We start from the raw sequence: 23723 nt of genomic DNA, 5'->3' as shown, positions 1-23723 counted from the left end.
GGTCTCAGTCTTTCTTCAGCTTGGGATTAGGAAAAAACTGCACCGACTGCACCGTCGGGTCCGGCGCTTTGAGCGCCGAGGTGTTGACCCGCGTGCCCAATTCCTTGGGCACTGACAAACCTTGATCATTCAAGGTGTCGGTATAGCCGCAGGCCACGCATTCGCGATGCGGCACGCTGTCCTCGGTCCACATCTTCAACTTGTCCGGCTCGCTGCACGCCGGGCAGACAGCCCCGGCGATGAATTGCTTTTTGGTAATCACTGGTACGTCACTCATGCTGCTGCGTCCTCACTCAGGCCGCTGTGGCGCAAGAGTGCGTCAATCGACGGCGCACGCCCGCGGAAATCGACAAACAACACCATCGGCGCCTGGGAACCGCCACGGGCCAGGATCGCCTCGCGGAAAGCACGTCCGGTTTCGGCGTTGAGCACGCCGTCTTCTTCGAACTTGGAGAACGCATCGGCCGACAGCACTTCAGCCCACTTGTAGCTGTAGTAACCCGCGGCGTAACCACCGGCGAAGATATGCGCGAAGCTGTTGGGGAAGCGGTTATAGGCCGGCGGACGCATCACCGACACCTCGTCGCGCACGCTTTCGAGTACCTGCGCCACACTGCGGCCATCGCCATGGGTGGCATGCAATTCAAAGTCGAACAGCGAGAACTCCAACTGGCGCACCATCATCAGGCCGGACTGGAAGTTCTTCGCCGCGAGCATTTTTTCCAGCAGGTCCTGGGGCAGCGGCTCGCCGGTTTCGTAATGGCCGGAGATCAGCGCCAGGCCTTCCGGCTCCCAGCACCAGTTCTCCATGAACTGGCTCGGCAATTCCACCGCATCCCAGGCCACGCCGTTGATGCCGGACACGCCGGCATGCTCGACACGAGTCAGCAGGTGATGCAGGCCGTGGCCGAATTCGTGGAACAGCGTCGTCACTTCGTCGTGGGTCAGCAGGGCAGGCTTGCCGCTGTCGGCCGGGGTGAAGTTGCACACCAGGTTGGCCACCGGGCTTTGCAGCACGCCGTCGATGGTGCGGCGACGGTCGCGAGCGCCGTCCATCCAGGCGCCGCCACGCTTGTTGGCGCGGGCGTACAGGTCGAAGAAGAAGCGGCCGACGTGCTGGCCGTTTTCCTTGATTTCGAACAGGCGCACGTCTGGGTGCCAGGTGTCGAAGCCCTTCTGCTCGGCGATCTCGATGCCATACAGACGTTGCACGATGGCGAACAGGCCGCCAAGCACCTTGTCGATCGGGAAGTAGGCGCGCAAGGCTTCCTGGGACACGCTGTAGCGCTGCTCACGCAGTTTTTCACCGTAGAAACCGCTGTCCCAGCTTTGCAGGTCGGCGCAGCCTTGTTCGGCGGCGTAGGCTTTGAGCTGCTGCAGGTCCTGGGCGGCAAACGGCTTGCTGCGCTTGGCCAGGTCGCGCAGGAAGCTCAACACCTGGTCGCTGGAGTCGGCCATTTTCGTGGCCAGGCTCAATTCCGAGAAGGACGCATAGCCCAGCAGTTGGGCGAGTTCCTGACGCAGGTCGAGGATCTGTTCCATGACCGGCCCGTTATCGTTCTGACCGGCATTCGGGCCTTGGTCCGAGGCTCGGGTGCAATAGGCTGCGTAGATTTCTTCGCGCAGGGCGCGGTCCTGGGCGTAGGTCATCACCGCGTAGTAGCTGGGGAATTCCAGGGTGATCAGCCAACCGTCGAGGCCTTTGGCCTGGGCCGCGGCGGCCATTTGCGCCTTGGCCGAGTCGGTCAGGCCGGCGAGGGTGGCTTCATCGGTGACGTGTTTGGTCCAGGCCTGGGTCGCGTCCAGCAACTGGTTGGAGAACTTGCTGCCCAGTTCGGAAAGCTTGCTTTGCACTTCGGCGTAGCGTTTTTGCTGTTCGGGCGGCAGGTCGATACCCGACAGGCGGAAATCGCGCAGCGAGTGTTCCAGGATGGTTTTTTGCGCCACGTCGAAACCGCCGGCTTCCGGGCTGCTGGCCAGGGCTTCGAAGGCCTGGAACAGTTCGCGGTTCTGGCCCATCTCGGTGGAATAAGCGCTCAACGCCGGCAGGCATGCCTCGTAGGCTTCGCGCAGTTCGGCGCTGTTGCACACGGCATTGAGGTGGCTGACCGGGCTCCAGGCGGCACCCAGGCGATCATTCAGCTCATCCATGGCGAGGACCAGGCCGGCCCACGTCGGATTTTTCCCCTGGCTTTGCAGGATGCCTTCGATGGCAAGCCGGTTGTCGGCGAGGATCTGTTCGATGGCCGGCTGAACGTGCTCGGCACGGATCGCCGAGAACGGCGGCAGGTCGTAGGGCTGCAGAAGAGGGTTGTTCGCGCTCACGGTTGGCACCTTGGCTGAAGAAACATGTAAGAACAAAGATGGGGCCATCTTAATTACAATCAACGTCCACCGCAGCTATCAGCAGAAGAGAGAGAGGCTATCGTGACCCTTCGCACCTATCAGAACCACACGCCAAGCCTGGGCGCCGGGGCTTTTGTCGATATTTCGGCGGTGGTGATCGGCGATGTCGAAATCGGCGACGACAGCTCGGTTTGGCCGCTGACGGTGATCCGCGGCGACATGCACCGCATCCGCATCGGCGCGCGCACCAGCGTGCAGGACGGCTGCGTGCTGCACATTACCCACGCCGGGCCGTTCAATCCCGATGGTTTTGCGCTGCTGATCGGCGACGACGTGACCATCGCCCACAAAGTCATGCTGCACGGCTGCACCGTCGGCAATCGCATCCTGATCGGCATGGGCAGCATCGTGATGGACGGCGCCGTGGTCGAAGACGACGTGATCATCGGCGCCGGCAGCCTGGTGCCGCCGGGCAAGAGACTTGAAAGCGGCTTCTTGTACGTCGGCAGCCCGGTTAAACAGATCCGCGAACTGACTGACAAGGAACGCGCGTTTTTCACCTACAGCGCAGCGAACTACGTGAAGCTCAAGGACCTGCACCTGGCCGAGGGATTCGATCAATGACCCTGCACCATCAAACCGTACTGTTCGATCTGGACGGCACCCTGACCGACCCGCGCGAGGGCATTACCCGTTCGATCCAGTACGCGCTGGGCAAACTCGGTATCGATGAGCCGGACATCACCCAACTGGAACATTTCATCGGCCCCCCGTTGCTGCAAGCCTTCATGCAGTTCTACGACTTCGACGAAGCCAAGGCCTGGGAAGCGGTGAATTTCTACCGTGAACGCTTCAAAGTCACCGGTTTGTATGAAAACCGCGTGTTCGACGGGGTGATGCCGCTGCTCGAAGCCCTCAACAGCCAGGGGCGCCAGCTGTACGTGGCCACCTCCAAGCCGTGGGAATTTGCCCGCGAGATCGCCCGTCATTTCGATTTTGCCAAGCACTTCAAGGTGATCTACGGCAGCGAACTGGACGGCACGCGCACCAACAAGGTCGAGCTGATCGCCCACTTGATGCGCGAAGAACGCCTGGACCCGGCCACCACCTTGATGATCGGCGACCGCAAGCATGACTTGATCGGGGCGCGCAGCAATGGGCTGGATTCGGCGGCGGTCGGGTATGGGTTCGGCAGTTTCGAAGAGCTGAGTGCCGAAGCGCCGACCTGGCATTTCGAGACGCTGGCGCAGATGCATCAGGCGTTTTTGCAGCGGCCTTGAGGGCGCTATCGGGAGCAAGCTCCCTCCCACATTTTGATCCGTGTACGCAGGCCAAATGTGGGAGGGGGCTTGCTCCCGATGAGGCCCTACCGGCCAACACCTTCCAACTGCCTCAACGCCGCCTTACGCTGCGCCACCGGCAGTTGGCCCATCCGCTCCACTGCCGCATAGAACTTCAGCCAATCCCCACCTTCCTGCCGGAACAACGCCGCAAACGCCGGCACCCACTGGTCATACAGCCCGAACGGTAAAAGCCGCGCATTGTTCATCGGCAGGTTCATCCAGGCGTCATAACGCTTGTCGCCGCCCCACTGACTGTCCCGCACCCGCCGGTAGTCGCTGCGCAAACGCTCGAATTCAGCCGCCTTGGCCCGCCGCATCGCATCGGCCGCCAACGGCTGGGCGTAGAGTGTTTCCAGACGTTTGCGAGTATCGAGGACCAACTGGGTAAATTGGTCACGCTGCTGCAGCGCCGCGCTGCCGATCGGCGCCAGGCCCCGGGCGGCGCGCCATTGGCGCGTGCCTTCCTGCTCGACGAAGGTGGCAAAGGATTCGTTGAACTCGGTGTCGTCCTTCACGTAAAAGCGTTGGTGCGCCAGTTCGTGAAAAATCAACGTGGCCAGGCGCTCATCGCCCCAGCCCAGCATCGAACTCATGATCGGGTCATTGAACCAACCCAAGGTGGAATAGGCCTCGACGCCGCCAATCGACACGTCCATGCCTTGTTGCTTGAGCAACGCCGCCTCACCCCGCGCCGCGCCCTGGCTGTAATAACCGCGATAGGCGACACAACCAGCGATGGGAAAGCAGTGATTTTGCGCCGACAAGGAAAACTCCTGCGTGGCAAAAACATTCCAGACCACATAAGGCCGGCCAATATCGGCGTACAACCGGTAACTCTGATTGTCAGGCAGGTGCAACTGCTCGCTGGCGAACGTGCGCGCCTTTTGCGATTGCACCAAGTGCTCACGTAACTGTTGCGGCCGCGCCGGGTCGGCAATCACCTTGGCCACCGGCTCCCGAGCCTGCAGCAACTGCCACTGGCCGCTGGCCAATTGGCCGTAGTAATCGACGCTGGAACAACCGCTGAGCAGCACCCACCACAACCCTGGAAGAAAACGCCTGATCATGCCGCGACTGCTCCTGGGTAATTGGCTCGCCAGCCTATCGTGACTGCCCGGCGTTTTTCCATGGCGTAGCGCGTTTATACTCAAGGCTCTCCTTGTGTTGAGTGCCCGCCATGCGCCAGCTAGTGCTTCCCATCGCCGCCCTGTTGCTCAGCGCCTGTGCTTTACCACCCATCCCGCCGATGGACGCGCAACAGGCCTGGGTCGATTTCGCCACCCCGACACCCGGGGCCAAGCTGGTGATGGCCCAACGTCTGGATGGGAAAAACCTCAACGACGGGCGCTTCTTCCAGGTCCCGCCGGGCAGTCACGAGTTGATGGTGCGGTTTGATTTCGAAGTGCCGACCGGCGGCAGCTTTGGCGGGTTGTCACAGACCCAGGACCGGACCTGCTTCATGACCTTGCAGTACGACCACTTCGAGGCAGGCCAGCGTTATCGCCTGGAGGGGCGCTCGTTGTCCTACACACCGAATATCCGGCTGTACAACGCCGCGCGTCAGTTATTGGCGCAGGAGCGCAGCGTGAACTGCATCTGATCAGTCATTGTTCTTCTGGTAGATGATTGCCTTGGTACCGTTCTCACACGTGCCTACGACCATGGCGACATCGTGCTTGTCGGCTTCTTCCTTGCTGACGATTTCCAGGGTGTAGGACGGAATCGCCTTGGCCTGGATCTTCACTTCGATCTCTTTCCTGAGTTCTTCGCAGTCTTTGGGCGCGGCCACAGCCGATGTGGCCAATACACCGCAGATGATCGCCAAGACAAAACGTTTCATGTGTGAAGCTCCCTGAATGCACGCGCACGAATGTGCGCCTATGGCTGCATAGGCTATAGGACCACATCGGGGAAACACGAGTTCTGATTTAACGCACAACTGAATGTGGGAGGGAGCAAGCCCCCTCTCACCTAAGGCTGTGTCAGTCGACGAGGGTGGCGTCCAGGCTGATTTTCGCGTTCAGCACCTTGGACACTGGGCACCCTTCCTTGGCCTTTTTGCTCAGCTCATCGAACTGCGCCTGGCTCGCGCCGGGAATCTTGGCGTTGAGGATCAGGTGTACAGCGGTGATCGCAAAACCACCGTCGACCTGGTCCAGGGTCACTTCGGCCTGGGTGTCGATGCTGTCAGCCTTGAGCCCGGCGTCGCCGAGAATCATGGAAAACGCCATGGAGAAACAGCCAGCGTGGGCCGCACCGATCAACTCTTCAGGGTTGGTGCCCTTGCCGCCCTCGAAACGGGCCTTGAAGCCGTAGGGCGCTTCGCGCAGCACGCCGGTTTCCGTGGAGATGGAACCCAGGCCTGTCTTCAGATCACCTTCCCAATGCGCGGATGCTTTTTTAACGATACTCATAGCAGTCTCCTCAAACGATGGTTTTGCGTCAGTAAGGGTTCTGAGGATAGATGCTTTGGCAAAGTTCACTTGTAAGAGAAACCTAGCAACAAAGTAGGAAATTTCGCACGACCTATTGAATCTCGGGTATATGCCCTCATTGCATAGAACATGCACATGAAGCGGCAGGTTTTGGTTCGTCTAAGAAACCTGCGCCCTTATTGGAGAAGCAGGCTTATGAAATCGCTGTCCGACGTGAAGTTCTCGACCCTCGACCTGGTGCCCGTGCGGGCCAACGGCAGCGCCGCGCAGTCGTTGCGCAATTCCCTGGACCTGGCCCAGCATGTGGAAAAGTTTGGCTACAACCGCTTCTGGGTGGCGGAACACCACAATATGGACGGCATCGCCAGCTCGGCCACCTCGGTATTGCTCGGTTACCTGGCCGGCGGCACTTCGACCATCCGCGTCGGCTCCGGCGGCGTGATGCTGCCCAACCATGCACCGCTGGTGATCGCCGAACAATTCGGCACCCTGGAAAGCCTGTACCCCGGCCGGATCGACCTGGGCCTGGGCCGTGCGCCCGGTTCCGACCAGATGACCGCCCGCGCCCTGCGCCGTGAGCGCTCCGGCAGCGCCGACGACTTCCCCGAAGACGTGGCCGAATTGATGGCCTACCTCGGCCCGCGCACGCCCGACCAGCGGGTGATCGCGGTTCCCGGCACCGGCACCAACGTCCCGGTGTGGCTGCTCGGGTCCAGCCTGTTCAGCGCGCAGTTGGCGGGGGAACGCGGCTTGCCCTACGCCTTTGCCTCGCATTTCGCACCGCGCTTGATGCATGAGGCGATTCGCGTGTACCGCAATCACTTCAAGCCTTCGGCCGTTCTGGACAAGCCTTACGTAATGCTCGGCCTTCCGTTGGTCGCGGCGGATACCGACGAACAGGCCGATTACCTGGCCACTTCCGTCTACCAACGCATCCTGGCGCTGATGCGCGGGCAGAGCCTGGTGCAGCGTCCGCCGGTGGAAAGCATGGACGGCCTGTGGCTACCCCATGAAAAAGACGCGGTAGGCAGCTTCCTCGGCCTGGCGATGGTCGGCAGTCCGGCGAAGATCCGCGCCAAACTGGAAGTACTGGTCGAACAGACCGGCGCCGACGAGCTGATCTTTACCTGCGACCTGTACGAACACGCCGACCGGATTCATTCCTACGAACTGCTCGCGCAGTTGATGAAGGGCTAAATCTGGCAGGCGAAAAAAAACCGACGCGCGCGCGTCGGTTTTTTATGTCTGCAACGCGCGATTAACCGCGCTTGTAGACGATTTCCTTGGTGCCGCCTTCGCAGGTGCCAACCACCTTGCCGTCAGCCGCAGCGCCTTTAGCCACCACTTCCAGCGAATAACCCGAAGCACCCTTGGCGTCGATTTTCGCGGCAATTTCGCTTTTCAGCTCTTCACACGGCTTGCCCGCCGCCAGCACGGTGCCCGCCATGCTCAACAAACCTACTGCTAACAAGAACTTCTTCATCCGTCACTTCCCTTGCGCTGATCGAAACGAGCGTGCCGACGCTGGTCGCATCGGCCCCCATTGGTTGTAGCGCAGGTTATGGCAATCGGCCAGCCGGCAAGTTCAACGGTTTCGATCAACTACTGGCAATTCGGAACCCCACCTTCAATGTAACCTGGAAGTGTGCAGCCTTGCCGTCCTTGATATGGCCACGGGTTTCGGTCACCTCGAACCACTCCAAATGCTTGATGCTCTTGCTGGCTTCAGCCAGGGCGTTGTTGATCGCCTCTTCGATGCTGGTGGTGGACGAACCCACCAATTCGACTTTCTTGTAAGTGTGATGATCAGACATGGCGTTTCTCCTGAGGGTCGTCAATAAAGCCTAGCAGTCAAAGCTCATACTGCTTCTGGCGACCGTTCCTACTCGAAAGTTCAGATTTACTGCACTTTCTGAAACGGCCGTAGTCGGTATCTACACACGCCACCTAATCACTTCAGGAGAGTCCACATGGCCAACACCTCTTTACGCAAAGCGTCGCTGGAAAGCATGGAAGCCGAGATTTCGAGCCTGCTCAAGTCTCTTGAGAGCCTCAAGGACGACGCATCCGATGAGTCGCTCAAGACTCTGAAGGCCCTGAAAAGCAATGCCGAGAACGCGCTCAAGCATTCTCGTCACCTGATCAGCGACGCCTACGAAGAAAGCAAAGTCAAAATCCGCGAAACCGGCGTGGCGACCCGGGACTACGCACAAGAACACCCATGGACTACCGCCGGCGTTGCCGTTGGCGCGCTGGGCCTGCTGGCGGCTTACCTTTTGTGCAAACGCGGTAACTGATCTGCCGGCTATACCGGCTGGCGCGACAGCTCAGCCTTGAGCCATTGCGCCAATTGCCGAGCGCGCCCGTCCGCGGCGCGCTTGGGTAGCCACAACGCCAGGTGCGCCGGGGTTTGCGTGAAACCCCACGGCGCCACCAGGCGACCGGCGCGCACGTCCTCCGCCACCAGCGGCTCCGGCGCGATCGCCACACCCAGCCCCGCAACCGCCGCTTCCAGCAAGTAATACAAATGCTCAAACCCCTGGCCGAGTTTTAACGCACCGGGTTCGATCCCGTGTTGCTGCGCCCAGCTGGGCCAGGCCTGCGGGCGAGACGTGGTGTGCAACAGCGCTTCGCCGCACAGCGCCGTGGCCGGGGCGTCGCGCAGGCGTTCGTAACCGGCGAAACGCGGGCTCATGACCGGGCCGATGCGTTCGCTGGCCAGCTCGTACACCTGCATATCCGCCGGCCACGGCGGTTCGGCGAACAACAGCAGGGCATCCAGGCCGGGGCGGCGCGGGTCCAGATCACCTTCACCCGCCGACAGGTGCAAGCGCAGATCGGGCAGGTCGGCATTCAAGCGGCCCAGGCGCGGAATGAACCAGCGCGCCAGCAAACTGCCCGAACAGCCGAGGACGAACGGTGCATCGGCGCTGCTTTGGGTAATTTGCGCGCACACCTCCCTTAACCGCTCGAACGCCTCGGCACTCGCATCGCGCAGACGCACGCCGGCATCTGTGAGTTTGAGGCCGCGCCCTTCCTTGACGAACAGGCTGACCCCCAAATGTTCCTCCAACACTTTAAGCTGGCGGCTCACGGCGCCATGGGTGACGTGCAACTGCTCAGCCGCCTGGCTCACACTGTTGAGGCGGGCCGTGGCTTCGAAGGCGCGTAGGGGGTTAAGGGGCGGGAGGTCTCGGCTCATCTGTGAGTTTTCCTGACATGTTGTAGCGATCTTATCGGTTTTCAGCCCTGAGCGTCAGGGGTAGAGTGAGCGTCATTGCTTCCCACCCGAATTCTTTTCCTGGAGCGTCCCATGACTCAGTCCCAGACCGATCTACGCAACGGCCCTGACGCCAACGGCCTGTTCGGCGCATTCGGCGGCCGCTACGTCGCCGAAACCCTGATGCCGTTGATCCTCGACCTGGCCCGCGAGTACGAAGCGGCCAAGATTGATCCTGCGTTCAACGAGGAATTAGCCTACTTCCAGCGCGACTACGTCGGTCGACCAAGCCCGCTGTATTTCGCTGAGCGCCTGACGGAGTTCTGCGGCGGCGCCAAGATTTACCTCAAGCGCGAAGAGCTGAACCACACCGGCGCGCACAAGATCAACAACTGCATCGGCCAGATCCTGCTGGCGCGGCGCATGGGCAAGAAACGCATCATCGCCGAGACCGGCGCCGGCATGCACGGTGTGGCCACCGCCACCGTGGCCGCGCGTTTCGGCCTGCAATGCGTGATCTACATGGGCACCACTGACATCGAGCGCCAACAGGCCAACGTATTTCGCATGAAGCTGCTGGGCGCTGAAGTGATCCCGGTGGTCGCCGGCACCGGCACCCTCAAAGACGCGATGAACGAAGCCCTGCGCGACTGGGTGACCAACGTCGACGACACGTTCTACCTGATCGGCACCGTTGCCGGCCCGCACCCTTATCCTGCGATGGTGCGCGACTTCCAGTCCGTGATCGGCAAGGAAACCCGCACCCAGCTGCAAGCCCAGGAAGGCCGCCTGCCGGACAGCCTGGTGGCGTGCATCGGCGGAGGGTCCAACGCCATGGGCCTGTTCCACCCGTTCCTGGATGACAGCAGCGTCGAGATCATCGGCGTCGAAGCCGCGGGCTTTGGCATCGAAACCGGCAAGCACGCCGCCAGCCTCAACGGCGGCGTACCGGGCGTACTGCACGGCAACCGCACCTTCCTGCTGCAGGACGACGATGGCCAGATCATCGACGCCCACTCGATTTCCGCCGGCCTCGACTACCCCGGCATCGGCCCTGAGCACGCCTGGTTGCACGATATCGGCCGCGTCCAGTACACCTCGGTGACCGACCACGAAGCGCTCGACGCCTTTCACAAATGCTGCCGCCTGGAAGGGATTATTCCTGCACTGGAAAGCGCCCACGCCCTGGCCGAAGTGTTCAAACGCGCGCCGACCCTGCCGAAGGAACACCTGATGGTGGTCAACCTGTCCGGCCGTGGCGACAAAGACATGCAGACCGTGATGCACCACATGGAACAGTCCCAGCAGGAGAAACACTAAATGAGCCGCCTGCAAACCCGCTTTGCGCAACTCAAGCAACAAAACCGCGCCGCCCTGGTGACCTTCGTCACCGCCGGCGACCCCGGTTACGACACCTCGCTGGCGATCCTCAAGGGCTTGCCCGCTGCCGGTGCCGACGTGATCGAGCTGGGCATGCCCTTCACCGACCCGATGGCCGACGGCCCGGCCATTCAACTGGCCAACATCCGCGCGCTGAGCGCCAAGCAGAACCTGGCGAAAACCCTGCAGATGGTGCGCGAGTTCCGCAAGGACAACAGCGACACCCCGCTGGTGCTGATGGGTTACTTCAACCCGATCCACAAATACGGCGTGCCGGCCTTTATTGCCGACGCCAAGCAAGCCGGCGTCGACGGCCTGATCGTGGTCGACCTGCCGCCCGAACATAACGGCGAGCTGTGCGACCCGGCCCAGGCGGCAGGCATCGACTTTATCCGCCTGACCACGCCGACCACCGACGACGTGCGCCTGCCGACCGTGCTCAACGGCAGCTCGGGCTTTGTGTACTACGTGTCGGTAGCCGGTGTGACCGGTGCCGGTGCCGCCACCCTGGAACACGTCGAAGAAGCCGTGGCCCGCCTGCGTCGCCATACCGACCTGCCGATCAGCATCGGTTTCGGTATCCGCACGCCGGAACAAGCGGCCGCCATCGCGCGCTTGGCCGATGGTGTGGTGGTGGGTTCGGCGCTGATCGATCACATCGCCAACGCCAGCAACGACCAGCAAGCCATCGACGGCGTGCTGAGCCTGTGCGCGGCGCTGTCGGAAGGTGTCCGTAACGCACGTAAGTAAGCGCCTCGTATGCGGTAGGTAAAGTTCCTGATACACAGGAATCAACCGGCAACACCGTGGCCTAAACAACAAGACCAAGGGATTTCGAACCGTGTTCGCAATCCCTTTTTTTGTATGTGTGCCCCGAGGAATTCCCGATGAAAATGCGCAAATCCGTGATTGCTGGTTGTGGCGTCCTGGTGCTTGCCGCCAGCGCCCTGGTGCAAGCCGCGCCGCCTGACCAGCGCGGTGACGACCGTGGCGGCCCACAAGACCAGCACGAGCAACGTGGCGACGACCATCGCGGCCCGCAGGACAACCATCGCGGCGGCCCACCCCAGGACTTCGGCCCGGTGCGCCAGATCATCCACGACAACCACGGCCAATTCGGCCGTGGCGCGCCGCCGCCGCCGAATGTGCGCCTGGTCCGTGGCCGGCCGCTGCCCCACGGCTACTACGGCGAACGCCTCGACAACCGCGCCCTGGCACGCCTGCCGTACTACGAGGGTTACGAATGGCGCCGTTCGGGCCCGGACGTGGTGCTGATCGCAGTGGGCACCGGTATCGTCTACGAGATTCTGGAAGGCGTGTTGAACTGACGCCACGGTTCCGCGATTTCTTCCGCTAGGCTTAAGGGGCGAACCGTTCGTTCCCCCTTAATCCACTTCATGCCTATTGCCGTCTAACCACCTCAGCAAGCCCCGGTATTTCTTGCGCTCCCGGTCGTTAAGTTAGCCGCATCAGAAGTCATTCTTGGCTCTATGGAGTACATCATGGCATTTGATCTCATCACCGAATCGGACCGCCGTCACGCCACCTTGCAAAAAGGCTTCAACCTGCGCTGGCCGTTGGGCAACGTGCAGGGCCAATCCTCGCCCAACGGCGCCAACCTGATTTACCTCTGTTACAGCCCCCAGGACATCATCGACGCCGCGGCGCAGGCCCTGGCCGTTGCCAATGGCCGGATTACCGTGCGCAGCGGCGGCCACTGTTACGAAGGTTTCGTCGCCAACAAGATGCCCGACAACCCCAATGAGGTATTGGCGATTCTGGATATCGGGCAAATGAAGCAACTGGACTACGACGCCGACGGCCAACTGCACTCCCAGTTGATGCCGACCTTGCCCTATCGCTACCGCTTTCGCCTGGAGGCCGGCGGGCAGAACTGGGACGCCTACGTCGCACTGTACACGTTGGCCAACAAGACCCTGCCCGGTGGTTCGTGTTATTCGGTGGGCCTGGGCGGGCACATCTGCGGTGGCGGCTATGGCTTGCTCTCGCGCAAACACGGCCTGGTGTGCGACTGGCTGTCCGGTGTCGATATTCTGGTGCCCAACGCCCAAGGCAAAGGCCTGACAGCGCGTCATGTCTGCCGGGAGAGCACCGACCCGGACGAACTGGACCTGTTTGCCGCGTGCTGCGGTGCCGGCGGCGGGCAGTTCGGGATCATCACCAGTTATTACTTCAAGGACCTGCCGGACGCCCCCAAGGAGGTGCTTTGGCTGGTACTGGAATGGGACTGGGCGATGCTGACCAAACCGGCGCTCGAGCGATTGCTGGTGGCCTATCAAGCCTGGTTCGCCCAACATCAGGCCGACCCGGACACCTGGGGCCTGGCGACCAAGCTGGAAATGCGCCACCAGCACACCGGCAACGTCACGCTGGGCATTCACTACGTGGACAAAGACGGCGAGTTGAACGATCAGGCGCCCTTCGACGATTTTGTCACGACGATGCTGGACGCCATCGGCATTGCCGCCAGCGAATCGGTGACACCGTTTCACGTGATCCACCTGCCGCGAAGCAACCCCACCGGGCGTGTCATCAACTCCTTGAGCACGGCGCGGGCCGTCGTGCGCCGCCTCGACTGGCTGCCGTGCCAGCAAACCCTCAACGGCTCCGGCGACAACCAGCGCGGGCGCTATAAGTCGGCCTATCAGAAAGGCATTTTCACGCCGCAGGTGTTATCCGCGATCTGGACCACACTGACCTGGCCCGACCCGGCGAACGTGTTGACCCAAAGTCTCATACAGATCCAGTCGTTCGGCGGGCGCATCAACCAGCCAGATCCGGCGGTTCGGCGCGAATCATCCGCGGCCCAGCGCGGCTCTTTCCTCAAGTGGCAACCGCAGTGTTATTGGCGCGATGCCAGTGCCGCCACCGACCAGGCACATGCCGATTGGATTCAGGGGCTGTTTTTCAACGCCTTCGCCAACGATCAAGGCGTGCCGCTCAACGCGGAGTTCGAGGGCTGCTACATCAATTACCCCGACCTCGACATGACGCACCTCGGCGGCAACCCGGCGAACGCCAAGAACCCTCAGTGGTACACGGTTTTCTTCCCCGACCTGATCATCGAAAGCCGCCTGCGGCTTACCAAGCAGCGCTGGGACCCGCTGAATGTATTCCGCAACGAAATGTCGGTGCCGTAAGCCGCAAAAAAAACGGGCGACCCCAAGGTCGCCCGTTTTTTACAACTCGATCCGTTCGACCTTGCCCACCAACAAGATGTAGGAAAGCGCCCCGAGCAACGCCAGCACTGCGATATAGGTGATTGCCGGTGCGAACGAATCGCCGCTGGCCAGGAAGCCAATCACGATCGGCGTGGCAATCGCCGCCAGGTTGCCGATGAAGTTGAACACGCCACCGGTCAAGCCGAGCAAGCGAGCGGGTGCCAAGGTCGACACCAGCGACCAGGTGATCGACGCCAGGCCATTGCCGAAGAACGCCACCGCCAGGAACGCAATCACCCAGGCCGTCGAATCCACGTAGTTGGCGCCAATGATCGCGGTGGAAATCAACAGCCCGCCGATGATCGGCAACTTGCGCGCAAAGCCCACTGATGCGCCGCGGCGAATCAACCAGTCGGAAAAAATCCCGGAGCACAGCACGCCGACAAACGCCGCGAGGAAGGGCAGGGAAGCGAGCAGGCCGGATTTGATGAAGTCCATCCCGCGATATTTCACCAGATAGGTCGGGAACCATGTCAGGAAGAACCACAGCGTGGAGTTCAGGCAGAACTGCCCCAGGTAGATGCCCCAGAGTTTGCGCTTGCTCAGCACGATGCCCAGGTCGACCCAACTGAACGGTGCCTTGGCGGTTTGCGCCTGCATGTCCACCAGCCCGCCGCCGGCACGGATCAGTTCGATTTCAGCGGCGTTGGCGCCTTTGAAGTCCTTCGGCTCGCGGTACACCGCGTACCAGATCAGCGCCCAGAGGATGCCGACGCCGCCGGTGGTGACAAACACCATGTGCCAGCCGTAGTGGTGCTGCAACCAGGCCAGCACCGGGGTGAGAAACGCCAGCCCGACGAACTGGCCGGAGGTGTAGAAGCCAATCGCCGTGGCGCGCTCACGCTCGGGGAACCACGTGGTGACCACGCGGCTGTTGATCGGATAGGCCGGCGCTTCCAGGGCGCCCACCGCCATGCGCAGGACAAACAGCGCGATGAAGCTGGCCGCAAAGCCGAGCATTACAGTGGCGATGGACCACAGCAGCAGGGCCACGGTGTAGAGGATGCGCGGCGGCACCCGGTCGACCAGCCAGCCACCGGGGATTTGCATGGCGGCGTAGGTCCAGCCGAACGCCGAGAAAATCAGCCCGACATGCACCGGGTCGATGCCCAGGTCACTGGTCAGGGCCGGGGCCGCGATCGACAGGTTGCTGCGGTCGAGGTAGTTGATCACCACGGTGATAAACAGCAGCACCATGATGAAGTAGCGCTTTCTGCTAGGCGTGACTAAAGAAGCCTGCCCGGTGAGGGATTCAGGGTGCATGGGGTTGTCTCTTCTTATGTTTATTGAGGACGGACTTACTGACCAAACCAGCTCAAATGTGGGAGGGGGCTTGCCCCCGATAGCGGTGAACCAGCCGCCGAAGATGTCGACTGACACTCAGCTATCGGGGGCAAACCCCCTCCCACATTTTTTGCCACATTTTTTCAGGCAGACATCACCACTCGGCAAAACTGCCGTCGGCATGGCGCCAGATCGGGTTGCGCCAGCGATGGCCGATGGCCGCGCGTTCGATCACGTATTCCTCGTTGATCTCGATGCCCAGGCCCGGCCCGTTGGGGATCTTCACGAAGCCCTGGTCATAGTCGAACACGCCCGGGTCGCGCACGTAATCGAGCAGGTCGTTGCTCTCGTTGTAGTGAATGCCCAGGCTTTGCTCCTGGATAAACGCGTTGTAGCAGACCGCGTCCAGCTGCAGGCAGGCGGCCAGCGCGATCGGGCCCAGCGGGCAGTGCAGCGCCAGGGCCACGTCGTAGGCTTCGGCCATGTTGGCGATCTTGCGGGTTTCGGTGATACCGCCAGCGTGGGAAGCGTCCGGCTGGATGATGTCGACGTAGCCTTCGCTGAGCACGCGCTTGAAGTCCCAACGCGAAAACAGACGCTCGCCCAGGGCAATCGGGGTGCTGGTCAGCGGTGCGAGTTCCTTCAGCGCTTCGTAGTTTTCGCTGAGTACCGGCTCTTCGATGAACATCAGTTTGTACGGGTCCAGCTCTTTCATCAGCACCTTGGCCATGGGCTTGTGTACGCGGCCATGGAAGTCGACGCCGATGCCCACGTTGGGGCCGACGGCATCGCGCACGGCGGCGACGTTGGCCAGCGCCAGGTCGACTTTTTCGAAGCTGTCGACGAACTGCAATTCTTCCGTGCCGTTCATTTTCACCGCAGTGAAGCCACGGGCCACGGCCTCTTTGGCGGCGCGGGCGGTGTCGGCGGGGCGGTCGCCGCCGATCCACGAATACACGCGAATCTTGTCACGCACCTGGCCGCCCAGCAGGTCGCTGACCGACACGCCCAGGGCCTTGCCCTTGATGTCCCACAGCGCCTGGTCGATGCCGGCCAGCGCGCTCATATGCACGGCGCCGCCGCGATAGAAACCGCCGCGATAGAGCACGGTCCAGATGTCTTCGATATTGCGTGGGTCTTTGCCGATCAGGTAGTCGGACAGTTCCTCGACCGCAGCCGCCACCGTGTGGGCGCGGCCTTCGACCACGGGTTCGCCCCAGCCGGTGACGCCCTGGTCGGTCTCCACTTTGAGGAAGCACCAGCGCGGTGGGACGATGAAGGTAGTCAGTTTGGTGATTTTCATCTTCTTATCTCTCTTGTCGATGCAGCGCCCAAGGCGCAAAGCTTGCGATCAGTTCAGGGCATTCCAGGCCGCGACATACGCCTGGGCACTGCTCGCCACCTCGGCCACGGACATGCCCGGCTTGAACAATCCGGACCCCAGGCCGAAGCCTCTGGCGCCGGCGTCGAAATACACCTGCATGTTGGCCGGGCTCACGCCGCCGACCGGCAGCAACAGCGTGCCCGCCGGCAATACCGCCAGCCACGCCTTGATCACCGCCGGGCCCATTTGCTCGGCGGGGAACAGTTTCAATACGTCGGCGCCTTCGGCCAGCGCGGCGAACGCCTCGGTCGGGGTGGCCACACCTGGCGACAGGTACAGGCCGGCGGCTTTCGCGGCACGCAAGACCTTGGCATCGCTGTGGGGCATCACGATCACCTGGCCACCGGCGGCCTTGACCTGCTCGACCTGCGCCGGCGTCAACACCGTGCCGGCGCCGATCAGGCAATCGGCGGGCAGGCTGTCACGCAGGGTGCGGATGCTGGTGTAAGGGTCCGGCGAATTGAGCGGGACTTCGATCACGCGAAAACCGGCGCGGTACAGCACCTGGCCAATCGCCTCGGCTTCGTCCGGGCGCACGCCGCGCAGGATCGCGATCAAACCGTTTTGCGTGAGTGCTTGCTTGAGCATGTCAGGCCTCCATTGCTGGTTGAATGAGCCCGGCGGCCAGGGCCAACTGCCAGAGACCGCGTTCGCTGGCCTCTTGCGCCAGGCTGACGTGGGCGAAGCCGCAGAGGCCGAGGGCACGCTGGTAACGTGTACAGAGCGGTGCGGCGCCGACCAGGATGATCGGCTTATGTTTGGCGGCACCGGGCAAGCCGGCGAGTTCATGGCCGATCAACAGACCGGAAAGGTAGTCGGGCTGCTGGTCCGGGGCGAGTTCGCCGGTCAAGCCCAGGGTGCGTGCGCTGAACAGCGTCGACAGCACGCCGCGCTGGCCGTCTGCCGACAGTGCCACGCGCACGCCGCGGTCGAAAGCCGCCGCCTGGAAGTGTTCGGCGGGTTGTTGGGTGCGCCCGAGCAGGCTGTGCTTGCTCAGCACCGCGAACAGCTCGCCGGTCATGAAGGTGTCGAAATGGGTGATACAGCCATCGACCACCTCGACCCATTTGGAATGACTGCCGGGCAGGCCGATCAAGACCTCGGCGCCGAGGCCTTGCAGCACGCCGAGTACCTGGGTTTCTTCGCCGCGCATCACGTTGGGCAAGCCGACCTGCTCGATCACGCCGGGCACGATATGCACATCGACGCCGCGCACACTGCGCACGCGGTGCAATGCTTGGCCGAGGCTGGCGACGTCGACCGGGGTGTTGCGGTAGGCCGCTTCGCTCCAGCCCTGGGCGCTGCCGACCATGCCGCAGGCGATCACCGGCAAGCCCGGTTGCGCGTCGAGCCAATCGCCACAGGCCGCGTCGAACGCCAACTCGAAGCCATCGCTGCAGCAAACGCCGGCAATCTCCCGGGGCTGGCTGGGCAGGTGCATGATCCCCGACGCCAACGCACGTTGTTCCAGCACCACGCCTGCGGGGCCGAGTTTATAAGCACGAAGGGAACTGGTTCCCCAATCGAGCGCGATCAATTGCGCCGGCATCGCTTCACCTGAAATGAGTGGGTGCTGAAAAAAGCAGATGGGCGAATATAAACCTATGCTCGGCGATATCTCAATATATAAATATCAATCCCATATATTGGAATGAATCGAGATAAATCCTACAACCACTCCGCCTTTTACTGCGGGAACGGCCAGGCTTTATCTGATAAGAGAGGTTAAAAAACCGACAGATTCAGTTCGCGTATCGCACCCATCCAGATCGCGTACTCGGTGTGGTCCTTCAGGTCATCGCCCCCCTAGACCGCAATCGACGGCAGGGCCAGCCCGGTCAGCGACTGTGCACTGCGCGCCTGCTCCGCCACCAGCCAGTCGACGAACCGCTCGACCAACTGCCCCCGCCGTTTGCGCTGCGGCTGCACCACGTAGTAGCCGAAGCGTGAGATCACCGTGTCGCTGATCGGCCGGCACAGCCACTTCTGTTCCAGCAGGTTGTCCACCAAGTGGCGCCAGCCGATGGCCACGCCCTGGCCGGCAATCGCGGCCTGGATCAACAGAGTGTAGTTATCGAAGCGCAGTTGGCCGGGGGTCGGCGTGCTGGTAATGCCCAGTTCGCGGAACACGCCGCTCCAGTCGAACCACTGGCTGGTGTGTTCCTGGCGCAGGTGCAGCAAGGGGCAGTCGGGCAAGGTCTGCACGGTCAGCGGCGTGGCCTGGTCCTTGAGCCATTGCGGACTGCACACCGGGAACACTTCCTCATTGAACAGCCACAGGCTGTCGCCCTGCTTGAAACGGCCGTCGCCAAACAGCACCGCCACGTCGATATCGCTGCGCAACGTGGCATGATTGCGCTCGCTGGTCACCAGGCTGACGTCGACCTGGGGGTTGGCCGCATGGAAGCGATGCAGGCGCGGCATCAGCCAGTAGGCGGCGAAGGCGAAGTCGGTGGCCACTTGCAGCACTTCGTGCTGGTCCTGCTGGGTGATCGCGCTCAGGCCCTGGTTGATGGTCTGCAAACCGCCCTGGACATGTTCGAACAGCAGCGCGCCGGCGTCGGTCAGCTCGATGCCACGGTAGATGCGATCAAACAGGCGGATCGCCAATTGCTCTTCGAGGCGCTTGATCTGCTGGCTGATGGCCGGTTGGGTGGTGCCCAGCTCCATCGCCGCAGCGGTAAAACTGCGGTGGCGCGCCGCCGCTTCGAACGCCCGGAGCAGATCGAGGGATACGTCGCCGAAGGCTTTATACATAAGCTGTACTTATCCTAGACATTGCCTTTCATGGGCTTTACCCCATTTTTCATGGGCTGCATGCTCATTCGCATAAACACCGCCTATGGAATGCCGAAGACCCATGAAGCGCAAGAACATTCTTTTCATCATGGCCGATCAAATGGCCGCGCCGATGCTGCCGTTCTACGGACCTTCCCCGATCAAGTTGCCGAACCTCAGTCGCCTCGCCGCACAAGGCGTGGTGTTCGACGCCGCCTACTGCAACAGCCCGCTGTGTGCGCCGTCGCGCTTTACCCTGGTCAGCGGCCAACTGCCGAGCAAGATCGGCGCCTACGACAACGCGGCAGATTTCCCCGCCGATGTGCCGACGTATGCCCACTACCTGCGTCGTCTCGGCTACCGCACCGCGCTGTCGGGCAAGATGCATTTCTGCGGGCCAGACCAGTTGCACGGTTACGAAGAGCGCCTGACCAGCGACATCTACCCCGCCGACTATGGCTGGGCGGTGAACTGGGATGAGCCGGACGTGCGCCCCACCTGGTACCACAACATGTCCTCGGTGCTGCAAGCCGGGCCGTGCGTGCGGACCAACCAACTGGATTTCGACGAAGAGGTGGTGTTCAAGGCCCAGCAGTACCTGTTCGACCACATTCGCGAGGGCGGCGACCAGCCGTTCTGCCTCACCGTGTCGATGACCCATCCCCACGACCCGTACACCATTCCCAAACCATTCTGGGATCTGTACGACGACAGCGACATCCCGTTGCCCACAACCCCGGCCCAGGGCGATCTCGACCCGCACTCCCAGCGCCTGCTCAAGGTCTACGACCTGTGGGACAAGCCGCTGCCAGTGGACAAGATCCGCGATGCGCGCCGCGCCTACTTCGGCGCCTGCAGTTACATCGACAGCAATGTCGGCAAGCTGCTGCAGACCCTGGAAGACACCGGCCTGGCCGACGACACCCTGATCGTTTTCTCCGGCGACCATGGCGACATGCTCGGCGAGCGCGGCCTCTGGTACAAAATGCACTGGTTCGAAATGGCCGCCCGCGTGCCGCTGCTGATCAGCGCGCCGGGGCAGTTCGCGGCGGGCCGTGTGACCCAGGCGGTCTCCACCGCCGACCTGTTGCCGACCCTGGTGGAACTGGCCGGCGGCGAACTCGAACCGCACTTGCCCATGGACGGCCGCTCGCTGGTCCCGCACCTGCAAGGGCAGGGCGGGCACGACGAAGTGTTCGGCGAATACATGGCCGAAGGCACCCTCAGCCCGCTGATGATGATTCGCCGTGGCGCCTACAAATTCATCTACAGCGAAGACGACCCCTGCCTACTGTTCGACATACACAACGACCCGCGCGAGCAGGAAGAACTCAGCCAATCGCCGCAGCATCGGGCGCTGTTTGCCGCCTTTCTGCTTGAGGCGCGGGCCAAATGGGACATCCCGGCGATCCACCAGCAGGTGCTCGCCAGTCAACGCCGTCGCCGCCTGGTCTATCAGGCGCTGACCCAGGGCAAGCTGAAGAGCTGGGATCACCAGCCGCTGGTGGACGCCAGTCAGCAATACATGCGCAACCATATCGACCTCGACGACCTGGAGCGCAAGGCACGTTATCCACAACCCTGCCAAAACCAATAAAACAGAGGGAAGGCCATGCAAAAATTGACTGTGGTGCTGGGCGTAATGGGCATGGCGGCGTTGAGCAGCGCCACCGTGTATGCAGACGCCGGTTGTGAGACGGTGAGGATGGCCGATCCCGGCTGGAGCGATATTGCCGCCACCAATGCCGTCGCCGGTTTTCTGCTGACGGGCATGGGTTACAAGCCCAAGGTCGACACCCTGGCGGTGCCGATCACCTTCGGCGGGCTCAAGGACGGCCAGGTGGATGTGTTCCTGGGTAACTGGATGCCGGCGCAGCAAGGTTTCTACGACAAATTCGTGGCCAACGGCGATGTGGTGCAGTTGGCGAAAAACCTCGACGGCACCGAATTCACCCTGGCTGTGCCGGACTATGTGTGGGACGCCGGGGTGCATGACTTTGCCGACCTCAACTCATTCGCCGACAAGTTCGACAAGAAGATCTACGGCATCGGCTCCGGCGCGCCAGCGAACCTCTCGCTGCAGGAGATCATCAAGAAGAACGACTTCGACCTGGGCCAATGGAAGCTGATCGAGTCCAGCGAACAGGCGATGCTCGCCGAAGTCTCACGGGCGGTGAAGAAACAGCGCTTCATCACCTTCCTCGGCTGGACCCCGCACCCGATGAACGTGCAGTTGAAAATGCATTACCTCAAGGGCGGCGAGAAGTACTTCGGCGACACCGGCAGCGTGTATACCCTGACGCGCAAGGGTTATGCACAAGCCTGCCCGAACGTAGGAAAACTGCTGACCAACCTGAGTTTCACCCAGGCGATGGAGAACAGCATCATGGCCGCGGTGGTCAACAACAAGGTCAGCAACGCAGATGCGGCGAAGGCGTGGATCAAGGCCAACCCGGCGGTACTGGAGCAGTGGCTCGACGGCGTGAAAACCGTGGACGGCCAGGATGCATTGGCGGCCGTAAAAGCCAAGCTCTAAAGCCCACCACTATCCAAATGTGGGAGGGAGCTTGCTCCCGATAGGTGAGTGTCAGTCGACATCTTCGGCGGCTGGTTCGCCGCTATCGGGGGCAAGCCCCCTCCCACAAAAAGCTGGTGTGTACTGATACCCTGAGCCAAACCTTTCAGCCCGAGTTTGCGATGCCCCGGCCCAACCGCCACACACTCTTCCCCTTCCTCAGTTGGCTGCCGCGCCAAACCCGCGCCAGCGTCGGCCGGGACGCGATCGTCGGCCTCAGCGGCGCGGTGCTGGCCTTGCCGCAGTCGATTGCCTACGCGCTTATCGCCGGTCTCCCACCGGAATACGGCCTGTACGCCGCGATCATCCCGGTGCTGATCGCGTGCCTCTGGGGTTCGTCCTGGCACCTGATCTGCGGCCCCACGGCGGCGATATCCATCGTGCTCTACGCCAGCGTCAGCCCCCTGGCCGTGCCGGGTTCACAGGACTACATCACCTTGATCCTGCTGCTGACCTTCCTCGCCGGGGTGTTCCAGTGGTTGCTCGGCCTGCTGCGCTTCGGCGCGCTGGTGAATTTCATCTCCCATTCGGTGGTGCTGGGGTTCACCCTAGGCGCCGCCGTGGTGATTGCCCTCGGCCAACTGCCCAACCTGTTGGGCCTGGATTTGCCGAGCCAGGCCACGGCGATCAACAGCCTGATGGCACTGATCGAGCACGGCGGCGAGTGGGACCGCGCCTCACTCGCCCTGGGGCTCGGCACCTTGCTGGCGGGCGCGCTGCTCAAGTACCTGCTGCCGCGCTGGCCGACGCTGTTGATCACGCTGGCGCTGGGCAGCCTGGCCGCCTGGCTGTGGCCGGCGATATTCGGGCAGGTGGCGCTGGTCAGTGCGTTTATCGGCAAGCTGCCGCCATTCAGCCCGTTGCCGCTGGACCTGGACATGCTCTTGCGCCTGCTGCCCAGCGCCGTGGCGGTGGGCATGCTCGGGCTGGTGACCAGCCTGTCGATCGCGCGCTCGCTGGCGGCGCGCTCACAGCAATTGCTCGACGCCAACCAGGAAGTTCGAGCGCAGGGTTTGTCCAATATCGTCGGCGGATTTTTCTCCGGCTACCTGTCGGCCGGTTCCTTTACGCGCTCCGGCCTCAGCTATGAAGCAGGCGCCTGCTCGCCGCTGGCGGGGGTGTTTTCCGCCCTGTGGGTGGCGTTGTTCGCACTGTTTGGTGCAGCGCTGATCGCACATATACCGATCCCGAGCATGGCCGCGAGCATCCTGCTGATCAGTTGGGGCCTGGTGGATCATCGGGGCATTCGCGCGTTGTTCCGGGTCAGTCGCGCCGAGTTTGTGGTGATGAGCCTGACCTGCATCGCCACGTTGCTGCTGGAGCTGCAAACCGCGATTTACGCCGGAGTGCTGGCCTCGCTGTTTTTCTACCTCAAGCGCACCTCGCAGCCGCGGGTTCAGCAATGGCGCGACGGCGAGGAAGAGGTGTTGCGGGTCGGTGGCTCGATCTTTTTCGGCGCCAGCCATTACCTGCAGGTTCGCCTGCAAAGCCTGCAGAGTGAGCGGGTGGTAATCGAAGCGCAGCAGATCAACTTTATCGACTATTCCGGGGTGGAGATGCTGCACCAGGAAGCGCGGCGATTAAGGGCGATGGGCCGTAGCCTGACCCTGCGCCGGGCCAGGCCGCAGGTCGTCGAGGAGTTGAAAAAGCTGGAAGGCGCCGACAACTGCCCCATCCATTTCGAAGACTGAATGCGGTCAAACAGGTGGGAGGGGGCTTGCTCCTCCCACCTTTCG

General features: G+C 62.2%; 25 protein-coding genes and 1 pseudogene. 12 read left to right on the top strand and 14 right to left on the bottom strand.

Features of this window, described 5'->3' with window-relative positions:
• Nucleotides 1-4: 4 nt before the first annotated feature.
• A complete protein-coding gene (locus NR164_RS11770; protein WP_046381548.1) occupies nucleotides 5-277 on the bottom strand; it encodes a YheV family putative zinc ribbon protein in 273 nt (90 codons plus the stop codon).
• Nucleotides 274-2373: an oligopeptidase A gene (gene prlC, locus NR164_RS11765; protein ID WP_169881584.1), complete on the bottom strand. Its 2100-nt coding sequence runs from the start codon at nucleotides 2371-2373 to the stop codon at nucleotides 274-276. The genes NR164_RS11770 and prlC overlap by 4 nt, the downstream gene beginning before the upstream one ends.
• Before the next feature lie 54 nt (nucleotides 2374-2427).
• On the opposite strand from prlC, the gene NR164_RS11760 reads away from it, so the two are divergent.
• Together NR164_RS11760 and NR164_RS11755 are read left to right on the top strand one after the other, a co-directional pair.
• The gene (locus NR164_RS11760) at nucleotides 2428-2970 is read left to right on the top strand and encodes a gamma carbonic anhydrase family protein (protein ID WP_057004938.1); all 543 of its coding nucleotides are present in this window, start codon (nucleotides 2428-2430) and stop codon (nucleotides 2968-2970) included.
• Nucleotides 2967-3626 (top strand): HAD family hydrolase, encoded by a 660-nt coding sequence (locus NR164_RS11755; protein WP_079442550.1) that lies wholly within the window; start codon nucleotides 2967-2969, stop codon nucleotides 3624-3626. Before NR164_RS11760 ends, NR164_RS11755 begins: the two co-directional genes overlap by 4 nt.
• 86 nt (nucleotides 3627-3712) lie before the next feature.
• On the opposite strand, the gene NR164_RS11750 is transcribed toward NR164_RS11755, so the two are convergent.
• Entirely contained in the window at nucleotides 3713-4756 is a 1044-nt protein-coding gene (locus NR164_RS11750) for an aminopeptidase (RefSeq protein ID WP_026140282.1), read from the bottom strand.
• Nucleotides 4757-4866: 110 nt separating this feature from the next.
• On the opposite strand from NR164_RS11750, the gene NR164_RS11745 reads away from it, so the two are divergent.
• Nucleotides 4867-5289: a hypothetical protein gene (locus NR164_RS11745; protein ID WP_017848991.1), complete on the top strand. Its 423-nt coding sequence runs from the start codon at nucleotides 4867-4869 to the stop codon at nucleotides 5287-5289.
• On the opposite strand, the gene NR164_RS11740 is transcribed toward NR164_RS11745, so the two are convergent.
• Both NR164_RS11740 and NR164_RS11735 read right to left on the bottom strand, forming a co-directional pair.
• The gene (locus NR164_RS11740; RefSeq protein WP_017848990.1) at nucleotides 5290-5529 is read right to left on the bottom strand and encodes a DUF1161 domain-containing protein; all 240 of its coding nucleotides are present in this window, start codon (nucleotides 5527-5529) and stop codon (nucleotides 5290-5292) included.
• Nucleotides 5530-5671: 142 nt separating this feature from the next.
• Nucleotides 5672-6103, bottom strand: coding sequence for an OsmC family protein (locus NR164_RS11735; protein WP_017848989.1), 432 nt, complete (start codon nucleotides 6101-6103; stop codon nucleotides 5672-5674).
• Nucleotides 6104-6319: 216 nt separating this feature from the next.
• Between NR164_RS11735 and NR164_RS11730 the strand changes: the two genes are divergently transcribed.
• The gene (locus tag NR164_RS11730; protein ID WP_017848988.1) at nucleotides 6320-7321 is read left to right on the top strand and encodes an LLM class flavin-dependent oxidoreductase; all 1002 of its coding nucleotides are present in this window, start codon (nucleotides 6320-6322) and stop codon (nucleotides 7319-7321) included.
• A 61-nt stretch (nucleotides 7322-7382) separates the two neighbouring features.
• On the opposite strand, the gene NR164_RS11725 is transcribed toward NR164_RS11730, so the two are convergent.
• Nucleotides 7383-7607, bottom strand: a complete 225-nt coding sequence (locus NR164_RS11725) for a DUF1161 domain-containing protein (RefSeq protein ID WP_017848987.1) — start codon at nucleotides 7605-7607, stop codon at nucleotides 7383-7385.
• 115 nt (nucleotides 7608-7722) lie between these two features.
• The gene (locus NR164_RS11720; protein ID WP_017848986.1) at nucleotides 7723-7938 is read right to left on the bottom strand and encodes a dodecin; all 216 of its coding nucleotides are present in this window, start codon (nucleotides 7936-7938) and stop codon (nucleotides 7723-7725) included.
• A 156-nt stretch (nucleotides 7939-8094) separates the two neighbouring features.
• On the opposite strand from NR164_RS11720, the gene NR164_RS11715 reads away from it, so the two are divergent.
• Complete coding sequence (locus tag NR164_RS11715; RefSeq protein WP_010565821.1) at nucleotides 8095-8421, top strand: YqjD family protein; 327 nt, start codon at nucleotides 8095-8097, stop codon at nucleotides 8419-8421.
• Nucleotides 8422-8429: 8 nt separating this feature from the next.
• On the opposite strand, the gene NR164_RS11710 is transcribed toward NR164_RS11715, so the two are convergent.
• Entirely contained in the window at nucleotides 8430-9326 is an 897-nt protein-coding gene (locus NR164_RS11710) for a LysR family transcriptional regulator (RefSeq protein ID WP_256822774.1), read from the bottom strand.
• A gap of 111 nt (nucleotides 9327-9437) precedes the next feature.
• Here NR164_RS11710 and trpB point away from each other — a divergent pair, with 111 nt between their 5' ends.
• From trpB to NR164_RS11690, 4 genes are all read left to right on the top strand, one after another.
• The gene (trpB, locus tag NR164_RS11705; protein WP_017848984.1) at nucleotides 9438-10664 is read left to right on the top strand and encodes a tryptophan synthase subunit beta; all 1227 of its coding nucleotides are present in this window, start codon (nucleotides 9438-9440) and stop codon (nucleotides 10662-10664) included.
• A complete protein-coding gene (gene trpA / locus NR164_RS11700) occupies nucleotides 10665-11474 on the top strand; it encodes a tryptophan synthase subunit alpha (protein ID WP_046381551.1) in 810 nt (269 codons plus the stop codon). It begins immediately after the preceding gene.
• Nucleotides 11475-11611: 137 nt separating this feature from the next.
• A complete protein-coding gene (locus NR164_RS11695) occupies nucleotides 11612-12052 on the top strand; it encodes an anti-virulence regulator CigR family protein (RefSeq protein WP_057004935.1) in 441 nt (146 codons plus the stop codon).
• A gap of 174 nt (nucleotides 12053-12226) precedes the next feature.
• On the top strand, nucleotides 12227-13885 hold the full coding sequence (locus NR164_RS11690; protein WP_256822773.1) for a BBE domain-containing protein: 1659 nt from the start codon (nucleotides 12227-12229) through the stop codon (nucleotides 13883-13885).
• A 39-nt stretch (nucleotides 13886-13924) separates the two neighbouring features.
• Here the strand turns inward: NR164_RS11690 and NR164_RS11685 are convergent, their stop codons facing one another.
• The 6 genes and pseudogenes from NR164_RS11685 to NR164_RS11660 form a co-directional block, all read right to left on the bottom strand.
• A complete protein-coding gene (locus tag NR164_RS11685; RefSeq protein ID WP_046484398.1) occupies nucleotides 13925-15229 on the bottom strand; it encodes an MFS transporter in 1305 nt (434 codons plus the stop codon).
• Nucleotides 15230-15404: 175 nt separating this feature from the next.
• Nucleotides 15405-16553 carry a galactonate dehydratase gene (gene dgoD, locus NR164_RS11680; RefSeq protein ID WP_003170741.1) on the bottom strand — a complete coding sequence of 383 codons (1149 nt, stop codon included), beginning with the start codon at nucleotides 16551-16553 and terminating at the stop codon, nucleotides 15405-15407.
• 48 nt (nucleotides 16554-16601) lie between these two features.
• Nucleotides 16602-17222, bottom strand: a complete 621-nt coding sequence (locus NR164_RS11675; RefSeq protein ID WP_017848979.1) for a 2-dehydro-3-deoxy-6-phosphogalactonate aldolase — start codon at nucleotides 17220-17222, stop codon at nucleotides 16602-16604.
• A gap of 1 nt (nucleotide 17223) precedes the next feature.
• Entirely contained in the window at nucleotides 17224-18183 is a 960-nt protein-coding gene (locus NR164_RS11670; RefSeq protein WP_046484403.1) for a 2-dehydro-3-deoxygalactonokinase, read from the bottom strand.
• A 176-nt stretch (nucleotides 18184-18359) separates the two neighbouring features.
• Nucleotides 18360-18437 (bottom strand): annotated as a pseudogene (locus NR164_RS11665) (4,5-dioxygenase); the annotation flags it as partial.
• Nucleotides 18438-18440: 3 nt separating this feature from the next.
• Nucleotides 18441-19391 carry a LysR family transcriptional regulator gene (locus tag NR164_RS11660; protein ID WP_017848977.1) on the bottom strand — a complete coding sequence of 317 codons (951 nt, stop codon included), beginning with the start codon at nucleotides 19389-19391 and terminating at the stop codon, nucleotides 18441-18443.
• 103 nt (nucleotides 19392-19494) lie between these two features.
• Between NR164_RS11660 and betC the strand changes: the two genes are divergently transcribed.
• The 3 genes from betC to NR164_RS11645 all read left to right on the top strand — a co-directional run bounded on the left by betC (nucleotide 19495) and on the right by NR164_RS11645 (nucleotide 23678).
• On the top strand, nucleotides 19495-21009 hold the full coding sequence (gene betC, locus NR164_RS11655) for a choline-sulfatase (protein WP_128192138.1): 1515 nt from the start codon (nucleotides 19495-19497) through the stop codon (nucleotides 21007-21009).
• Nucleotides 21010-21024: 15 nt separating this feature from the next.
• Nucleotides 21025-21948 (top strand): choline ABC transporter substrate-binding protein, encoded by a 924-nt coding sequence (choX, locus tag NR164_RS11650; protein WP_046484407.1) that lies wholly within the window; start codon nucleotides 21025-21027, stop codon nucleotides 21946-21948.
• A gap of 161 nt (nucleotides 21949-22109) precedes the next feature.
• Entirely contained in the window at nucleotides 22110-23678 is a 1569-nt protein-coding gene (locus NR164_RS11645; protein ID WP_177030321.1) for a SulP family inorganic anion transporter, read from the top strand.
• Nucleotides 23679-23723: the final 45 nt, after the last annotated feature.

Origin of the sequence: Pseudomonas sp. Pse79 (assembly GCF_024519615.1) — a bacterium.
Classification (GTDB): domain Bacteria; phylum Pseudomonadota; class Gammaproteobacteria; order Pseudomonadales; family Pseudomonadaceae; genus Aquipseudomonas; species Aquipseudomonas veronii.
The sequence above is the reverse complement of the archived record's forward strand: the minus strand, read 5'-3'. Positions and strand labels throughout refer to the sequence as shown.